Origin of the sequence: Rhodonellum sp., from assembly GCF_030656585.1 — a bacterium.
In the GTDB taxonomy this organism is placed as follows: domain Bacteria; phylum Bacteroidota; class Bacteroidia; order Cytophagales; family Cyclobacteriaceae; genus Rhodonellum; species Rhodonellum psychrophilum.
The window spans coordinates 1-15283 of the sequence record NZ_JAUSPP010000004.1 but is presented as its reverse complement, the minus strand read 5'-3'; the positions used below and the strand labels follow the sequence as shown (position 1 = coordinate 15283).

Annotated in this window: 14 protein-coding genes; 4 read left to right on the top strand and 10 right to left on the bottom strand. The window is 43.9% G+C overall.

All coding sequences use genetic code 11. From position 1 onward, the window contains the following. The coding region (locus Q7J63_RS00420; protein WP_304883515.1) for a DUF4221 family protein at positions 1-942 on the bottom strand (942 nt) is incomplete at its 3' end. 72 nt (positions 943-1014) lie between these two features. Continuing rightward, the gene (locus Q7J63_RS00415) at positions 1015-1197 is read right to left on the bottom strand and encodes a hypothetical protein (RefSeq protein ID WP_304883514.1); all 183 of its coding nucleotides are present in this window, start codon (positions 1195-1197) and stop codon (positions 1015-1017) included. Between the two features lie 446 nt (positions 1198-1643). Here Q7J63_RS00415 and Q7J63_RS00410 point away from each other — a divergent pair, with 446 nt between their 5' ends. The 3 genes from Q7J63_RS00410 to Q7J63_RS00400 all read left to right on the top strand — a co-directional run bounded on the left by Q7J63_RS00410 (position 1644) and on the right by Q7J63_RS00400 (position 5209). Further along, positions 1644-2024: a transposase gene (locus tag Q7J63_RS00410; RefSeq protein ID WP_304883513.1), complete on the top strand. Its 381-nt coding sequence runs from the start codon at positions 1644-1646 to the stop codon at positions 2022-2024. A gap of 951 nt (positions 2025-2975) precedes the next feature. Further along, a complete protein-coding gene (locus Q7J63_RS00405) occupies positions 2976-3530 on the top strand; it encodes a LemA family protein (RefSeq protein ID WP_304883512.1) in 555 nt (184 codons plus the stop codon). Then, positions 3527-5209 carry a DUF2207 domain-containing protein gene (locus tag Q7J63_RS00400; protein ID WP_304883511.1) on the top strand — a complete coding sequence of 561 codons (1683 nt, stop codon included), beginning with the start codon at positions 3527-3529 and terminating at the stop codon, positions 5207-5209. Before Q7J63_RS00405 ends, Q7J63_RS00400 begins: the two co-directional genes overlap by 4 nt. Positions 5210-5276: 67 nt before the next feature. On the opposite strand, the gene Q7J63_RS00395 is transcribed toward Q7J63_RS00400, so the two are convergent. Continuing rightward, positions 5277-6071, bottom strand: coding sequence for a tRNA pseudouridine(38-40) synthase TruA (locus Q7J63_RS00395; protein WP_304883510.1), 795 nt, complete (start codon positions 6069-6071; stop codon positions 5277-5279). 292 nt (positions 6072-6363) lie between these two features. Between Q7J63_RS00395 and Q7J63_RS00390 the strand changes: the two genes are divergently transcribed. Next, on the top strand, positions 6364-7341 hold the full coding sequence (locus Q7J63_RS00390) for a hypothetical protein (protein ID WP_304883508.1): 978 nt from the start codon (positions 6364-6366) through the stop codon (positions 7339-7341). 150 nt (positions 7342-7491) lie between these two features. On the opposite strand, the gene leuB is transcribed toward Q7J63_RS00390, so the two are convergent. The 7 genes from leuB to ilvN form a co-directional block, all read right to left on the bottom strand. Beyond that, entirely contained in the window at positions 7492-8553 is a 1062-nt protein-coding gene (gene leuB, locus Q7J63_RS00385; protein WP_019599298.1) for a 3-isopropylmalate dehydrogenase, read from the bottom strand. Then, complete coding sequence (locus Q7J63_RS00380; RefSeq protein ID WP_019599299.1) at positions 8522-10120, bottom strand: alpha-isopropylmalate synthase regulatory domain-containing protein; 1599 nt, start codon at positions 10118-10120, stop codon at positions 8522-8524. Before Q7J63_RS00380 ends, leuB begins: the two co-directional genes overlap by 32 nt. A 117-nt stretch (positions 10121-10237) precedes the next feature. After that, entirely contained in the window at positions 10238-10828 is a 591-nt protein-coding gene (gene leuD, locus Q7J63_RS00375) for a 3-isopropylmalate dehydratase small subunit (RefSeq protein WP_304883507.1), read from the bottom strand. Positions 10829-10845: 17 nt separating this feature from the next. Then, positions 10846-12246 carry a 3-isopropylmalate dehydratase large subunit gene (gene leuC, locus Q7J63_RS00370; RefSeq protein ID WP_019599301.1) on the bottom strand — a complete coding sequence of 467 codons (1401 nt, stop codon included), beginning with the start codon at positions 12244-12246 and terminating at the stop codon, positions 10846-10848. Positions 12247-12249: 3 nt separating this feature from the next. Then, a complete protein-coding gene (locus tag Q7J63_RS00365; protein ID WP_304883506.1) occupies positions 12250-13758 on the bottom strand; it encodes a 2-isopropylmalate synthase in 1509 nt (502 codons plus the stop codon). Between the two features lie 3 nt (positions 13759-13761). Continuing rightward, a complete protein-coding gene (gene ilvC, locus Q7J63_RS00360) occupies positions 13762-14805 on the bottom strand; it encodes a ketol-acid reductoisomerase (RefSeq protein ID WP_019599303.1) in 1044 nt (347 codons plus the stop codon). Positions 14806-14821: 16 nt separating this feature from the next. Next, the coding region (ilvN, locus tag Q7J63_RS00355) for an acetolactate synthase small subunit (RefSeq protein ID WP_304883503.1) at positions 14822-15283 on the bottom strand (462 nt) is incomplete at its 5' end.

Sequence of the window (15283 nt, the reverse complement as noted above, 5' to 3'; positions counted from 1 at the left end):
CTCTTCCATGATCCTGTAGATCAGTTTCCTGTAAGGATCCCAGTGGACAGATCCGAATAAATCATTGTCCTGCCAATGAGATCTATAAGCATCAGTGCTTTCAATTTCTTTTACGGTTAAGGGCGGGACATTTGTATAGTCCTTCGGATAGGCTTCAAAATCATGGATCACATGCATCGCTCGATCCGTGACATAGACCCGCTCATCTGCTGCATAACTGTGCAGAAAAAAATCCTCCTCTGGGTTGTAATCTGAAAAAATCAAATTAAAATACTCCCCCCATATCTTGCCTTGCATCTTCTCAGGATAACCAAGCAAGGGTGTAATCTCTTCTGTCCCGAAAGAATAGGAATTGAGTGAGGTCTTAATGTAGTTCGCATCTACAGAAGTATCTATTATATTTGGTGCGCCTGAAATAAAAATCTTGTCCCCGATCTTCCTGAAAAAACGGTTTCTGCTCCACACTGGCATAAATGTTTCCTTGGACTTAGGCCAACCCGTGTTGGGGTCTATTTCATCGTTTTTCCCCATGAAATCCATCGTCTTGACTATTTCAAACTCCTGATTGATCAGATAGACCTTATAAGCGCGTCGCCTGTTTAAAAAAATACTGTCCTCATTTAAAATATAAAAATCATGGATTCCAGATTGTAAATTAGGCTGGTTGTCACCATAAGACAATGTCTCTATCAGCACTCCATCCTCCAAATTATACAATTTGATCTCCTCCTTGCCCATGACATGGAATGCATACGCCTCCTGTCCCTTCCAATTTTTAATATATTGATAATAATCTTCGGCTGGAGAAGTAAATCGATCCAAATTCAACTGATAGGAATGCACTTCACGAAAAGTAGATGATATTTCTTCCCCCTTTTTTTCGGCACAGGAAAACAAGCCCAAGATAAATACACTGATAAAAGTAAATTTCATATTATTCATGTCTAGTTTAGTTTAAATAACATGGGTGCTGTCAGAACACCTTCCCAACAGCACCCACTGAAAATCAAAGCATCATTGCTCTACCTCTACCTCTACCACAGGTAAGCAATTATAAGGTCCAGTTTTTTCACAAAATTCGCTTCCGCTCCATATTCCTCCAGAGGATTGAGCTTGGGCGATAGGCGCTAATGTGAAAATAGCCAAAAATGTTACTGTCAAAACAGATAACGAGGTTACTAAAATTCTCTTTTTCATAATTTTATTCATTATTAAACGAAACCTCTATTGCACTCGCCAGGCGGGTCCATATCCTCAAAAACTCTAAACTACCGGTCGCCTTAAATTTTCGTTGGTAAGCTACCCCCTTTTTTTACATATTCAATAAAAACCTTAACTATATTTTAAAGCAATCAACTCCTTGCTTTTTCCTGAAAAAAAAATGCAAAGTCAAGGCAAAAAGTAGCCGATGAGTACGGCATATCCACCAAAAAATTGGCAAGATGCTTGAAAAAAGAGGGTTTGAATATATCCAGCGGGTTGCTTACACCTAAGGAACAAGCATTGATTTATGCTTCCTTTGGCAATCCTAGGCAGAAGGTTTAAAATGGAATTATACTCTGTTTACCCCTTCATAACGATTTCTCCTTGGTGAACATGTAAAATAAAACCATATCAAATCACTCCTGCTCAAGGCAATGACATTGAAGAAAACATTGGACAAAGAGCAGACCCGGGAACAGCTCAAAGCAATATCCGATTTGGAACAAAAACCGGATAGAATACTGGAGATATCCCTAGACCAAAGCCACAGGGAATCTGTATCCATGCAGAAAATACTGTTCAAATACAGACAATCAATCCTGATTTTTTTATACCACCATAAAGTGCCACCCGACAACAACGCATCGGAAAGAGCCATCAGAAATATAAAAGTCAAACAGAAAATATCCGGACAGTTCAAATCGGAAAAAGGTGCCGATGACTTCTGCGTCATCAGGTCTGTCTTGGACACCCTTATCAAACGCACGCAAAACATCTTGGGAAACCTGACTCTGATTGCTAAATCACAACCAGCTGAGTAGGTACAATAATTCTTGTAGGGGCCTATTTTTGCGGTTTTCCAAAAAGTAAACCTCTCAAGAGTAAGCGAACAAAATGTGTTCAAATTTTATTTGTTTTCTTAGATGATTTTGAGCCAACTTTTCTCTCGATCCTCAAGAGAATTATACACATTGATCTAGTTCATTAGCTGTTGCCTGATGATAGACGCCAGGTTTGAAAAGGCCCAATTTCTCTTCCCCTTGCTTTTGAACAATACGATAAGCAGGTTCGCCAACATTACAATCCAGATTTGAGAATCAATGACATTTTAATTGTCGCCAAGGAAGTATTTGAGCGGAAAATTCTGTTTTAGCTGTTTGAACGCGTTCAATCTGCCATCTTTTTTATAAATCAGAGCTGAATTTTCATCAGGAAATTCAAAATTATTGATCACACATTCGAATAACCTTTCGTTGAGGGTGCAAAAATGTAATCTAGCCAATTAACAAAGGATTACGGTAGTACCGAAAGCACTTGCGCAATCTGTTTAGCGATTGACTTATGAAGTGGAACTGGTTTAAGAAACAGAAGGCACCATCGCCATGATTTGGGATCAGATAAAAGTCAAAATCCTGATCACAGTGAAATAAAATAAACGTGAAGGTCTGAGGGAAATTAGCCTATTGATTGATCGCTGGATTAAAATGCGAACCTAAACAATCAAGGTTTTTTCTCTTTGTCAAAACCAAAAAAACATGCCTGAGCTGTCGGGCACGCTTTTTTTCTGAAGTCCAGAAAGGTTTTGTATTCGCTTCGGTCAACAGGAAATTCTGAAAAACTTTGCGAAAATAAGGAGCATTCTTCCCTTTCCAATTGGCTCACAATCCCTTGGCCAATCTTCGCCCAATTTATTTACGAGAATTATTTTTTTGATCCAAATTCCTTTTCTGTATATTCATACACTGTTTTCTATCTTTTAAACCGACCCTACCATGGCCCTGATTGTTATCCTTATCCTCGTAGCCCTTCTTGCCTTTTACTTTGTGAGTATTTTCAACTCACTGATCCAGTTGAAAAATTTGGTTGATGAAGCTTGGAGCGGAATCGATGTGCAACTCAAAAGAAGGTATGACCTGATTCCCAATATCATCAATACAGTAAAAGGCTATGCGAGTCATGAAAAAGAAGTACTCGAAGGGGTGATCGAAAAAAGGAATGCCGGGATAAATGCCCATTCCGTCAAGGAACACGGCGCTGCCGAAGGAGCCCTGTCCCAATCTTTGGGTCGCTTGTTTGCACTTGCGGAGAGTTACCCAGCACTTAAGGCGAATGAGAATTTCCTGGATCTTCAAAACCAACTGCAATTGATAGAATCCGACATCCAAAATGCAAGGAGGTATTACAATGGAACTGTGCGTGATTATAACACCAAGATCGAGCAGTTTCCTTCGAACATCGTCGCCAATATCGCTCACCATACCCAGCGGGATTTCTTCGAACTGGAAAATGTTTCGGATAGGATCAACCCAAAAGTTGATTTTTCATGAAATCTTGGGCATTCATCCTTCCCTTTTTTCTTCTGGTAAATACGGCATTTTCCCAGGAAAGGATCCTCTCCTATTTTTCGGTTATTCAGATTGAGGAATCCGGATCGATCTTGGTTGAGGAAAAAATCACGGTTTTGTCCGAAGGAGTGAAAATCAAAAGGGGGATATTCAGGGATTTCCCAACACAGTACCAAGACCGATTGGGCAATCGGTACAAGGTCAGTTTTGAAGTCTTGGAGGTCCTTCGGGATGGGAAAAAGGAGCCTTTCCGCCTGGAAAACAAGAACAACGGAAAAATCATCTACATCGGTGACGCCAATACGTTCCTGCAGCCAAATACCTACACCTACACATTGAAATTCCGCACAGATCGACAACTTGGTTTTTTTGAAAATTACGATGAACTGTATTTCAATGCTATCGGGGGTGGATGGGATTTTGCGATTGACAGTGCCGGGGTAACCGTCTGGCTTCCCAATGGAGCCAAAACGATACAATATGATGCATTTACCGGGCCTTCAGGATCCACGGGCTGCAATTGTGAGATAAAAGATGAGGGAGAAAAGGTCCACTTCAGCACCAAAGGAAAATTAAATCCGGGAGACCAATTCACCGTTGCCCTGGCTTGGCCAAAGGGATTTGTCGCCCAACCAAGTGCATTGGAAAAAAGCGGTCATTTTTTGAGTGACAACAAACATATCTTGGTGGGCGGAATTGGCCTGCTCCTCACATTTTGGGTGTTCTTTTCCTCCTGGAAAAAAGTGGGGAAAGATCCGGCAAAGGGGACGATCATCCCGAGATTTGAAGCCCCCGAGGGATTGACGGCTGCCTGTTCGCGCTATTTGATGCGGATGGGGTTTGACCAGAAGGTATTTACCGCCACTTTGGTAGCCATGGCAGTCCATGGCTATTTGACGATTGAAACAAAGAAAAAAAATGACTTCTCCCTGACCAAAGTCGGCGATTCCCTGAATGGGCTCACCACCGGCGAAAAAGTTGTCGCAACTGTTCTGTTCAAGGATGGCAATGAAATTCATTTGGACAATAAAAACCATCAAATCTTTACTTCTGCCAAAACAAGTCTCTTGAAATTTTTAAAGACGGAGGTCATGCCAGGAAGGTTCAAAATCAATTTTATGCATACCGCAAAAGGAATTGGGACGGGCTTGGCAACAATCCTCCTGACCGCTTTGCTTTCCCCTTCTCCCGGGGTTCCGGTTGTTTTGGGAATACTCCTCTTCATCCTTACCCTCGTCTTTTACAACCTGATGCAAGCGCCCACCATCGAGGGCCGGAAAATCATGGATGAAATCGAGGGGTTCAAGAGATACCTTTCGGTGACCGAAAAAAACCCTCTGAACATGGCCCATGAACCCAACATGACCCCGGCGGTTTTTGAAAGATTACTTCCCTACGCCATTGCTTTGGGAGTGGAAAACAAATGGGCGGAGAAATTTGAGCAGCAGGTTTCCAAGAGTGTTCGGGAAGCGTATCAACCCACTTGGTACCATTCCTATTCAATGGGCAGATTCAATGCACTTGCCTTCAGCTCCTCCTTGGGCAGCAGTTTTTCATCGGCCATTTCCAGTGCATCCACTCCTCCTGGCAGCAGTTCAGGATCCGGAGGAGGTGGATTTTCTGGAGGCGGTGGCGGCGGCGGCGGCGGTGGTGGCTGGTAATCTTTATTTTTGGAATAGGAAGAATCAAGACCTCGATGAAAATGATTTAACACGATTTCTCGCTGACCTACTTTTCCTTTTCGAAATCAAAAACCAATGCCTCCAGGACCAATCCATGGGCCCTGGCGGGTTCACTTAGCGGTTTGGCTTCCTGACTGACCAGAGCAGCAGAAATTTGATCCATCGTAATTTTTTTTAATCCCAAGTCAATTAGAACAGCCACCATCACCCTGACCTGGTATCTCAAAAACCCTTTTCCTTTGATGACAATGGTAAAACTGGTCTTCGGGAGAAGTCCCTTTCCTGCCATTTCATGGTCCAAAATTTCCAATCCGTAAACCTCGCGGACATAATCGTCAGTGATTTTGTCAACGGAACAAAATCTTCTGAAGTCATGCTTCCCCAACAAAAGGTCTCCACCTTTTTTCATCAAGGGAATATTCAGTTCCCCTGTGACATGGAGGAGGTTGGCTGCTGCAAAGGGATGGAACCTGTCTCCCGTGGCGAAATGGTATCGGTATTCCTTCAAGACAACATCCTGTATGATGTTGAAATCCTGGGATATTGCTTGTCCCTCCAATATCCTGATGTCATTGGGCAGGTAAACATTCATCTGCTGGATTAACTCCGGAAGATCCACCGGTTCTACCGAAAAAAGCTCAAAAGCACCTCTATTGCAGGAGACTCCTGCATCGGTCCTGCTTGCGGCTAGCGTGGTGAAGTTTCCATGCCCAAGTACAAACCGCAACACTTTCTCCATCCTCCCCTGAACGGTTTTTCCATCGGGTTGCTTTTGCCAGCCATTGTAGCGAAAGCCTAGGTATTGCATCCAAAGAAGATAGGTAAAGGGTCGATTTTGCATAGAAATCAATATTCGGAGGATTTTTTTGACATTTCCGTAAAAGCACAAAAATAGACTTTTGGATCTTATAAATAGACCAAAAATCATTTATTCTATCCCGGTGAAAAAATTGGCTGTATCTGATTTTTAAAAAAAAGCCCCACGATTCATCTGTATTCATAAAATTCAATCTTCTTTTACATAATTATTAGTTTATTTTTTTGTATTTTTATTCTTTTATTTTTTATTAAAGTTATTTTATGTTCTTTTTTTTGATTTATATTTGCTTATTAACAACCAATTTAACTTTTCTATGGCAAACTTTTCTTCTGCCAATTATCTGAACAAGGTTTGGATATTGGCCCTGGTCGCCTTCATGGTGTCCTGCTCGCAATTTGAGGCCCCTGCGCCTGACAATGTTAATATGGAAAGCAGTGAAGAACTTGCTGCTTTACGTGGTTTATCTTCGGATATGTGGAATGCCAGAACAGCTGGTCCTGTGTATCTTGAAGGTGCCAATAACGGAGGAAATGTTCTCTGCTCAGAAGCTGCGGATTATTTCGAAGTTGAGGGTGGCTTTTCATTTACAAGCCCGGACCCTGAAGGCCAAGGTGGCAATAAATACTTAGGGGGAAACACTTTCAGCGAAGCTTTTCCAGACGGCTTTACCGTGACGGTTACGGATAACAAATTCGTTTCATGGAGTTTTGAACCTGTTTACATTGACGGGGTAAAATACTGCCTGAAGAATCTTGTAGTCCTTGTGAAAGGTGGACCTGGGGCCAATGCCTACTATTATGGGAACGGAGAAACCAGTGATGAGGGATTGATTTCTCCTCCAGTGGGTCAAGGAAACACGCCAGATTTAAGTAACCTTAAGCTTTGTTACAATTTGGAGCCATGCGACGATGAAAAATGCTGGGAGGATGAAACAGCATGGGCTGCCGGAACCAGATATGTCACCAAAGGAAACTGGGCTACTTATTCTTCAAAATCAGCATTGGAGGAAGGTGTAACTTTGTTTGCTGGCCAAACTTTGGCAGCTGGAACTGTAAAATTGTTGAATGGAGAAATCACCATCACGCTGAATGAGGGATGGAGATTTGCGGATACGGATGAAAATGTGAAAATCCAACACTATTCCTCCACTCCTCCAGCAAGCAATCCAGAACCTGGACTATTTACGACAAAGGGTAAAGCAAACACCAGTCCATACAGCATTTCTGTTCCATATGGGAAATTCTATGGAGTGCATGTAGATGTAGAAAGATCTGTTGCTTGTCCGATATAGGATCAACCCAACTCAAACCCATATAATTAAAAAAGAGATCCTTTCTGGGATCTCTTTTTTAATTATATGCAAACAATCGAAAGTTGACTGGGCATCGTTGATTTACTTAAAAATCATCATGAATTATTTGGCCTGCTCTAGAGATCAATCTCACAGATTCTCCGCCAACCAATCTCCTACCTCAGAGGTTTTGTAGGCTTTGGCACCATCTGCAATATCCTCGGTGACGATTCCCTCGGAAAGAGATCTGTTGACCACATCGGAAATCGCTGCTGCTTCGTCTTTCAGGTCGAAAGCATAATCAAACATCATTGCGGCCGATAGAATTGTCCCCAATGGATTGGCGATGTCTTTTCCTGCAGCTTGTGGATAAGAGCCATGGATCGGTTCGAACAATTTGTTCTCGGTCCCCAAAGAAGCCGAAGGCATCAAGCCCATCGAACCTGATATCACAGAGGCTTCGTCTGTCAGGATATCGCCAAACAAATTCTCTGTAATCAACACATCATAGGCTTTCGGCCATTGGATCAGTCGCATCGCCACCGCATCCACAAATTCATATTCAACTTTGACATCCGGGTATTCCGGAGCCAATTCCTGAACGGTTTCCCTCCAGAGCCTGGAAGTGGCCAATACATTGGCTTTGTCCACACAGGTCAGGAGTTTTCTGCGCTTTTGGGCCGCTTCAAAACCCATTCTGGCAAGTCTGGTAATCTCTTCCTTCGTGTACACATTGGTATCAAAGGCTTTTGTGCCCTGTTCGTTTCTGCCTCTGGGCTCACCGAAATAAATCCCACCGGTCAATTCCCTGAAAAACACGAAATCCACACCATCCACCCGATCAAGTTTCAAAGGGGATTTGTGAACCAATGAGGGGAAAGTGAAGGTTGGACGGACATTTGCAAAAAGCCCCAATTTCTTTCTCATGGCCAACAATCCTTGTTCAGGCCTTACCTTTGCTTTGGGATCATTGTCATATTTAGGATCACCAATGGCGCCGAAAAGCACTGCGTCTGCTCTCAAACAAACAGCATGGGTACTCTCCGGATAAGGATCTCCAGTCAAATCGATGGCGGCGGCACCCACTGGCGCCGTCTCAAAATGAATGGTATGACCAAATTTCTTGGCGACTGCTTGTATTACTTTTACTGCTTGGGCAATTACTTCAGGGCCTATGCCATCACCCGGCAATAGTGCGATATTCATTTCCATAAAAATTCTTGTTTTCTGAATCCGTATTCGGTTTGTTTTTACTGTCAATCTTTGCGATGATATTGAGCATTCTTTCGGTGGCCATCATGGCAGCCACGGTCTGATCGCTGTCCAGACCTTTGGTTTTGAATATCTTTCCATATTCCCAGGTAATCACCGTTTCCACAAAGGCATCTGTTTTACCACCAGGAGGGATACTCACATGGTAATCGGACAAAAGCGGAAGTTCTTTGTTCAGTGATTTATAAATCTTCTTCAGCGCCTTCATGAAAGAATCGTACTGTCCATCTCCCGAAGCACTCTGCTCATAATAAGCGCCATGGATTTTCATCTTGAGCTGTACCGTCGGTTTCAAGCCCTTGGAATGGGTCATGTGATACCCTTCGATACTGATGTCTTTGGCAACAGAGTTGTTTTGGAGCACATCGGAAATGATGTAAGGCAAATCTTCGGTGGTGACTCTTTCCTTTTTATCGCCAAGTTCGATGACCTTTTGGGTCACTTTGGCCAATTCGTCTGGCTCTAGGGAAATGCCCAATTCCTGAAGATTTTTCAGGATATTGGCCTTTCCGGAACTTTTGCCAAGTGCGTATTTCCGCTGTCTGCCAAAGCGCTCGGGCAGGAGATCGTTGAAATAAAGATTTTTTTTATTGTCCCCATCTGCGTGGATTCCTGCGGTTTGGGTAAAGACGTTTTCCCCAACCACAGGCTTGTTGGCTGGAATATGCTGTCCTGAAAACTGCTCCACGAGTTTGCTTACGCGGAAAATCTTGTTCTCCTGAACATTCAATCGGTAATCGGTGAAATCCTTCAATACGGCGATCACACTTTCCAAAGGTGCATTTCCAGCCCTCTCTCCCAAACCATTGATGGTGGTATGAATGCCGACAACACCATTATAAATGGCCTCCAGCACATTGGCCACAGAAAGGTCGTAATCATTATGGGCGTGAAAGTCAAAGTGACAATCCGGGTATTCGGTGGTGATCAGCTTGATGAAATGCGCCACTTCACGAGGGTGAAGCAATCCCAATGTATCGGGAAGCATGATTCTTTTGACTGGGAGTTGACTCAGGAAGCCGATCAATTCCATGGTATAAGACATGGAATTCCGCATTCCATTGGACCAATCTTCCAGATAAACATTGACGTGGATCCCTTTTTTGTTTGCGTAGGCTATGCTTTCTCGAATTTCTTCGAAATGTTGCTCTTGCGTTTTCCTAAGTTGATGGGTCAGGTGATTCAAAGACCCCTTGGTCAACAGGTTCATGACCTTTGCCCCTGAGTCGGCTATCCAATCCACGGAGGTTGGGGTATCCACAAATCCAAGGACTTCAACCTTATCCAGAAATCCCTTTTCGGAAGCCCATTGGGTGATCTTCTTCACGCCCTCCATTTCCCCTTCAGAAACCCGGGCAGAAGCCACTTCTATCCTGTCCACCTTCAATTCCTCCAACAGCAACTTGGCTATTTGGAGTTTTTCAGAAGGCAGAAAGGAAACCCCAGAGGTCTGTTCTCCATCCCTCAAGGTAGTGTCCATGATTTCTATTTTCCTATGATGTCCCATTTTTGTGCTTTCCTTTGATAAAATAGACAAGGATCCAATCCCATGCTGTTCACAATAATCCTTCGCTGAGAAAATTTCACGCTTTGAGGATTTCAATAAATGGGGATACAATCTTGCTTACTTCCCCGCAACAAATTCCGCGATTTCATCTTTGATATTCAAGAGATAATCGATGTCATCAAAACCGTTTTTCATATTTTCCTTTTTATAGGAATTGATGTCAAAACTTTCTGACTGACCCGTACTGAGCAAGGTTATCGTCTGCCGATCAATATCCACTTCAACTTCCGTCTCTGGATCTGCAGACACGGCATTGAAAAGAACATCTGCAAATTCTGGGCTGATAGTCACCGGCAAGACGCCGATATTGAGGCAGTTGTTTTTAAAGATATCCGCAAAGAAGCTGGAAACCACACACCTGAAGCCATAATCATAGAGGGCCCAAACAGCATGTTCCCGACTGGAACCTGAACCGAAATTCTTTCCAGCCAAAAGGATTTTTCCGGAATAGGTGGGATCATTCAAAACAAAATCCTGTTTGGGATTGCCCTCCACGTCGTATCGCCAATCCCGAAAAAGATTGTCACCAAAACCCACCCTTTCGGTAGCCTTCAGGAAACGCGCAGGAATGATTTGATCCGTATCCACATTTTCAGCGGACAAGGGAACCACGGTACTTCTTAATGTATTGAATTTATCGTAAGCCATCTTTCTTTCATTTAATATTAAAACACTTCCCTTGGATCTGTAATCCTCCCTGTCACCGCAATGGCAGCGACAGTAAGCGGACTGGCCAGCAAAGTTCTCGCGCCGGGACCTTGTCTGCCCTCAAAATTTCTGTTGGAGGTCGAAACCGCATATTTCCCTGAAGGGATTTTGTCGTCATTCATCGCCAGACATGCCGAGCAACCCGGTTGTCTAAGCTCAAAACCTGCCTCTTCGAGGATTTTGACCAATCCTTCCTCGTGGGCCAATTTCTCAACTTCCCTGGACCCTGGCACTATCCACGCGGTGATGTTGTCCGCTTTTCTCTTTCCCTTGACAAATTCAGCCACAGACCGAATATCCTCGATCCTGCCATTCGTGCAACTTCCGACAAAGACATAATCCATCTTTTTCCCCAGGATGGATTCACCGGCCTCAAAGCCCATGTATTCCAAGGATTTCAGGAAAGATGTTTTGTTACTGCCTTCCATTCCTGCAGTTGTTGGGATCAAATCATTGATTTTAATTCCCATTCCCGGATTGGTGCCGTAGGTAATCATTGGAGCTATGTCCGCTGCATCAAAATGGTATTCCTTGTCAAAAATGGCTCCCTCATCTGTTTTCAGGGTTTTCCAATACGCTACTGTCTTGTCCCATTCTTCCCCTTTGGGGGCATATTGTTTCCCCTTTAGGTAATTGAAGGTCGTTTCATCCGGAGCGATCAATCCTCCCCTGGCACCCATTTCTATACTCATGTTGCAGATCGTCATCCTTGCTTCCATGCTCAGGCTTTCAATGGCAGATCCCGCATATTCCAGGAAATAACCAGTACCGCCACTGGCGGATATTTTGGCGATGATGTAAAGGATGATATCTTTTGAGGTAATTCCTTTTCCAAGTTCACCATCTACGGTAATCCGCATTTTCTTGGCTTTGGACTGCATGATGCATTGGGTCGCGAAGACCATTTCGACTTCGGAAGTTCCGATACCGAATGCAATGGCACCAAAGGCACCATGCGTTGACGTGTGGCTGTCACCACAGACGATGGTCATTCCCGGTTGCGTGATCCCGAGTTCGGGTCCAATAACGTGAACGATTCCATGGTGCGCACTTCCCAGATCGTGCAATTCAATATTGTATTTTTTGCAATATTCCCTCAGCTTTTCAACCTGCATGCGGGAGAGTTTGTCCTTTATGGTCTTGTCCTGATCCACCGTGGGCACATTGTGATCAGGAGTGGCAATGGTCCTTTCGGGATGAAGCACACCGATTCCTCTTTTTTCCAAATTCAGGAAAGCTACGGGACTGGTCACTTCGTGTATAAAATGCTTGTCAATGAAGAATACATCCGGGCCATCGGTTACTGAGCGAACCACATGGGCATCCCATATTTTGTCAAATAATGTTTTCTTTTCCATCTTTTATAGGATCACTTTATCTTTAACGGGTATTTTATTTAGGGCATCCACAAATGCCTCAGCGGAAGCCAACACGATATCAGTATTGGAAGAGAAGCCATAATATGGACGCTCTCCCTGCATCAACCGCATGTGCACTTTTGCCTGATCATCGCTTCCTGCGGTAATGGCTTGAATCAGAAATTCCTCCAATTCCACCTGCGGCTTCACAATTTTTTCGATCGCTTTCAATACTGCATCCACTGGACCGTTCCCTTCTGAAGTGGCATGGTGCGTCTTCTCCCCTACTTTGAGTTCTACTTTTGCTTTAATGGTTCCATTGGATTCATAGCTTACTTTCACCAGTTCAATGAATGTGGAGTCTTCGATGTACTTGCCCACCAAGGAAAGTAAATCTTTGGGCCCAATGTCCCTTTTGGAATCGGCCACAACCAAGAAAGCTTCATACACTTCCCTCAACTCCTCACCTTCCAAATGAACGCCCAAGGCATCCAAATGATGTTTCAATGCCGCCCTGCCACTTCTGGCGGTGAGCACGATGGAAGATTCCAAAACGCCAACCTCCTTGGGATCGATGATTTCATAGTTTTCGCGGTGCTTCAAGACACCATCCTGATGAATTCCCGAAGAGTGGGCAAATGCATTTCTTCCCACAATGGCTTTATTGGGTTGAACCGGCATGTTCATCAGCTTGGAGATCAATCGGCTGGTTCCGTAGATCAAAGGGGTATTGATGTTGGTAAAGACTGGGATGTCGTGGTGGCATTTGATGGCCATCACGACTTCCTCCATTGAGGTATTTCCCGCCCTTTCTCCGATACCATTGATCGTTACTTCCACCTGTCTTGCCCCATTTTGAACCCCAGCGATGGTGTTGGCCGTAGCCATTCCCAGGTCATTGTGGCAATGGGTGGCAAGGATGGCTTTGTCGATATTCGACACATTTTCCCTCAGGTACCGGATGATGGCACCGTATTGTTCAGGAAGGCAATAGCCTGTGGTATCGGGAATGTTGATCACCGTGGCGCCAGCCTTGATGGCTTTTTCCACGATTCTCGCCAAAAATTCCATTTCTGCCCTTCCCGCATCTTCTGCGTAAAACTCCACATCCTCCACAAAACTCTTGGCATATTTCACTGCCTGAACTGCCCTCTCGATAATTGCATCGGGGGTGGATCGAAGTTTGTATTGAATGTGGTAGGGAGAAACACCGATTCCGGTGTGAATTCTCCCTTTTTTGGCATATTGGAGGGAAGCTGCTGCTACTTCAATATCTTTTTCCACTGCCCTCGAAAGGGCGCAGATAATAGGATTGGTGACTGCCTTAGAAATCTCCAATACAGAATTAAAATCCCCTGGGCTGGAAATTGGGAATCCAGCCTCAATGATATCGACTCCTAGTTCTTCCAAAGCCTTGGCCACTACTATTTTCTCCTGGGTATTTAACTGACAACCAGGAACCTGCTCTCCATCACGAAGGGTGGTATCGAATATCCATAGCTTTTCACTCATAATTTAGTTGTTTTCGGGTCTTAATTTTCTGACGGTAGCACCTGCTTGCCACATCTCAGAATCTCTCAATTCTTTCAATTCCACTTCCAGTTTCTCCCTGTAATCGTCTTTACTGTTGGAGTCAATGGATTTTTGCGCTTCCTGACCGGTTTTTACACTTTCGTATAATTTTTCAAATACCGGTTTGGTCGCATCCCTAAATGGTTTCCACCAATCCAAGGCACCTCTTTGGGCAGTCGTGGAGCAGTTGGCATACATCCAATCCATTCCATTTTCAGCAACCAAAGGCATCAAACTTTGTGTCAATTCCTCAACGGTTTCATTGAAAGCTTCAGAAGGGGTATGGCCGTTTGCTCTCAACACTTCATATTGCGCAGCAAAAATCCCTTGTATCGCACCCATCAAAGTTCCTCTTTCTCCCGTAAGATCCGAGGTCACTTCTCTGTAAAAATCGGTTTCGAAAAGGTATCCAGAACCAACGCCGATCCCAAGGGCGATCACCCTGTCTTTTGCTTTGCCGGTACCATCCTGAAAGATTGCATAGGAAGAATTCAATCCTCTTCCTTCGACAAACATTCTTCTCAAGGAAGTTCCGGAACCTTTGGGAGCCACCAAAATCACATCCACATCTGGAGGAGGGATAATCCCGGTTTTTTCTTTATACGTAACCCCAAAGCCATGGGAAAAATACAATGCTTTGCCAGGCGTCAGGTGTTTTTTCACCATTGGCCATGCGGAAATCTGTCCGGCATCGGAGAGCAAAAACTGAAGAATAGTGCCTTTTTCGCAAGCTTCTTCCAGTTCAAACAATGTTTTGCCTGGAACCCAGCCGTCAGAGACTGCTTTGTCCCAAGTTTTTGAGCCTTTTCGCTGTCCTACGATGACATTGAAACCATTGTCTTTAAGATTGAGAGCCTGACCAGGCCCTTGAACGCCGTAACCCAATACTGCAATAACTTCGTCTTTCAACACTTCTCTTGCTTTCTCCAAAGGGAATTCCTCCCGGGTGACTACATTTTCTTCTACTGATCCGAATTTCAGTTTCATAGTTTTAAAGGTTTGATTATTTTAAATATTTGTCTAAAGTATCCATGGGTTTGGCCACCGCCACCCTGCCTGATCTGGCAAATTCGAGTATGTTAAATTCTTTCAATATTTCCAGTAAGGACTGGGTATCCTCCTTGTGCCCTGTAAATTCGATGACCACAAAGTCCTTTTCCGCCGCGATGATATGGGCATTGAACTGCCTGATCACTTTTTCCAATCTGGGGTCAAGGCTTTCTATCGGGATTTTATAAAGTGCGATTTCCTGATAGACCACTTGATCATCGGTATAATAAAACGCCTTGATCACATCGATGATCTTTTCGATCTGCTTGGACAATTGAATGACTTGTTCTTCAGAAGTGGTCAGTTCGATCGTGATTTTGTAAATGCCATCTTCCCGGCTTTCGGAGGCTGTCAAGGCGTCGATATTGATTCCCCTTCGCGTGAATATGATGGTAATCCTATTGAGTATCCCTAT

Coding starts and splice junctions, on each gene's coding strand:
- ilvC (WP_019599303.1), bottom strand. CDS start 14,805: ATGAAACTGAAATTCGGATCAGTAGAAGAAAATGTAGTCACCCGGGAG.
- Q7J63_RS00415 (WP_304883514.1), bottom strand. CDS start 1,197: ATGAAAAAGAGAATTTTAGTAACCTCGTTATCTGTTTTGACAGTAACA.
- leuB (WP_019599298.1), bottom strand. CDS start 8,553: ATGGAAATGAATATCGCACTATTGCCGGGTGATGGCATAGGCCCTGAA.
- leuC (WP_019599301.1), bottom strand. CDS start 12,246: ATGGAAAAGAAAACATTATTTGACAAAATATGGGATGCCCATGTGGTT.
- Q7J63_RS00380 (WP_019599299.1), bottom strand. CDS start 10,120: ATGGGACATCATAGGAAAATAGAAATCATGGACACTACCTTGAGGGAT.
- Q7J63_RS00400 (WP_304883511.1), top strand. CDS start 3,527: ATGAAATCTTGGGCATTCATCCTTCCCTTTTTTCTTCTGGTAAATACG.
- Q7J63_RS00405 (WP_304883512.1), top strand. CDS start 2,976: ATGGCCCTGATTGTTATCCTTATCCTCGTAGCCCTTCTTGCCTTTTAC.
- leuD (WP_304883507.1), bottom strand. CDS start 10,828: ATGGCTTACGATAAATTCAATACATTAAGAAGTACCGTGGTTCCCTTG.
- Q7J63_RS00390 (WP_304883508.1), top strand. CDS start 6,364: ATGGCAAACTTTTCTTCTGCCAATTATCTGAACAAGGTTTGGATATTG.
- Q7J63_RS00365 (WP_304883506.1), bottom strand. CDS start 13,758: ATGAGTGAAAAGCTATGGATATTCGATACCACCCTTCGTGATGGAGAG.
- Q7J63_RS00395 (WP_304883510.1), bottom strand. CDS start 6,071: ATGCAAAATCGACCCTTTACCTATCTTCTTTGGATGCAATACCTAGGC.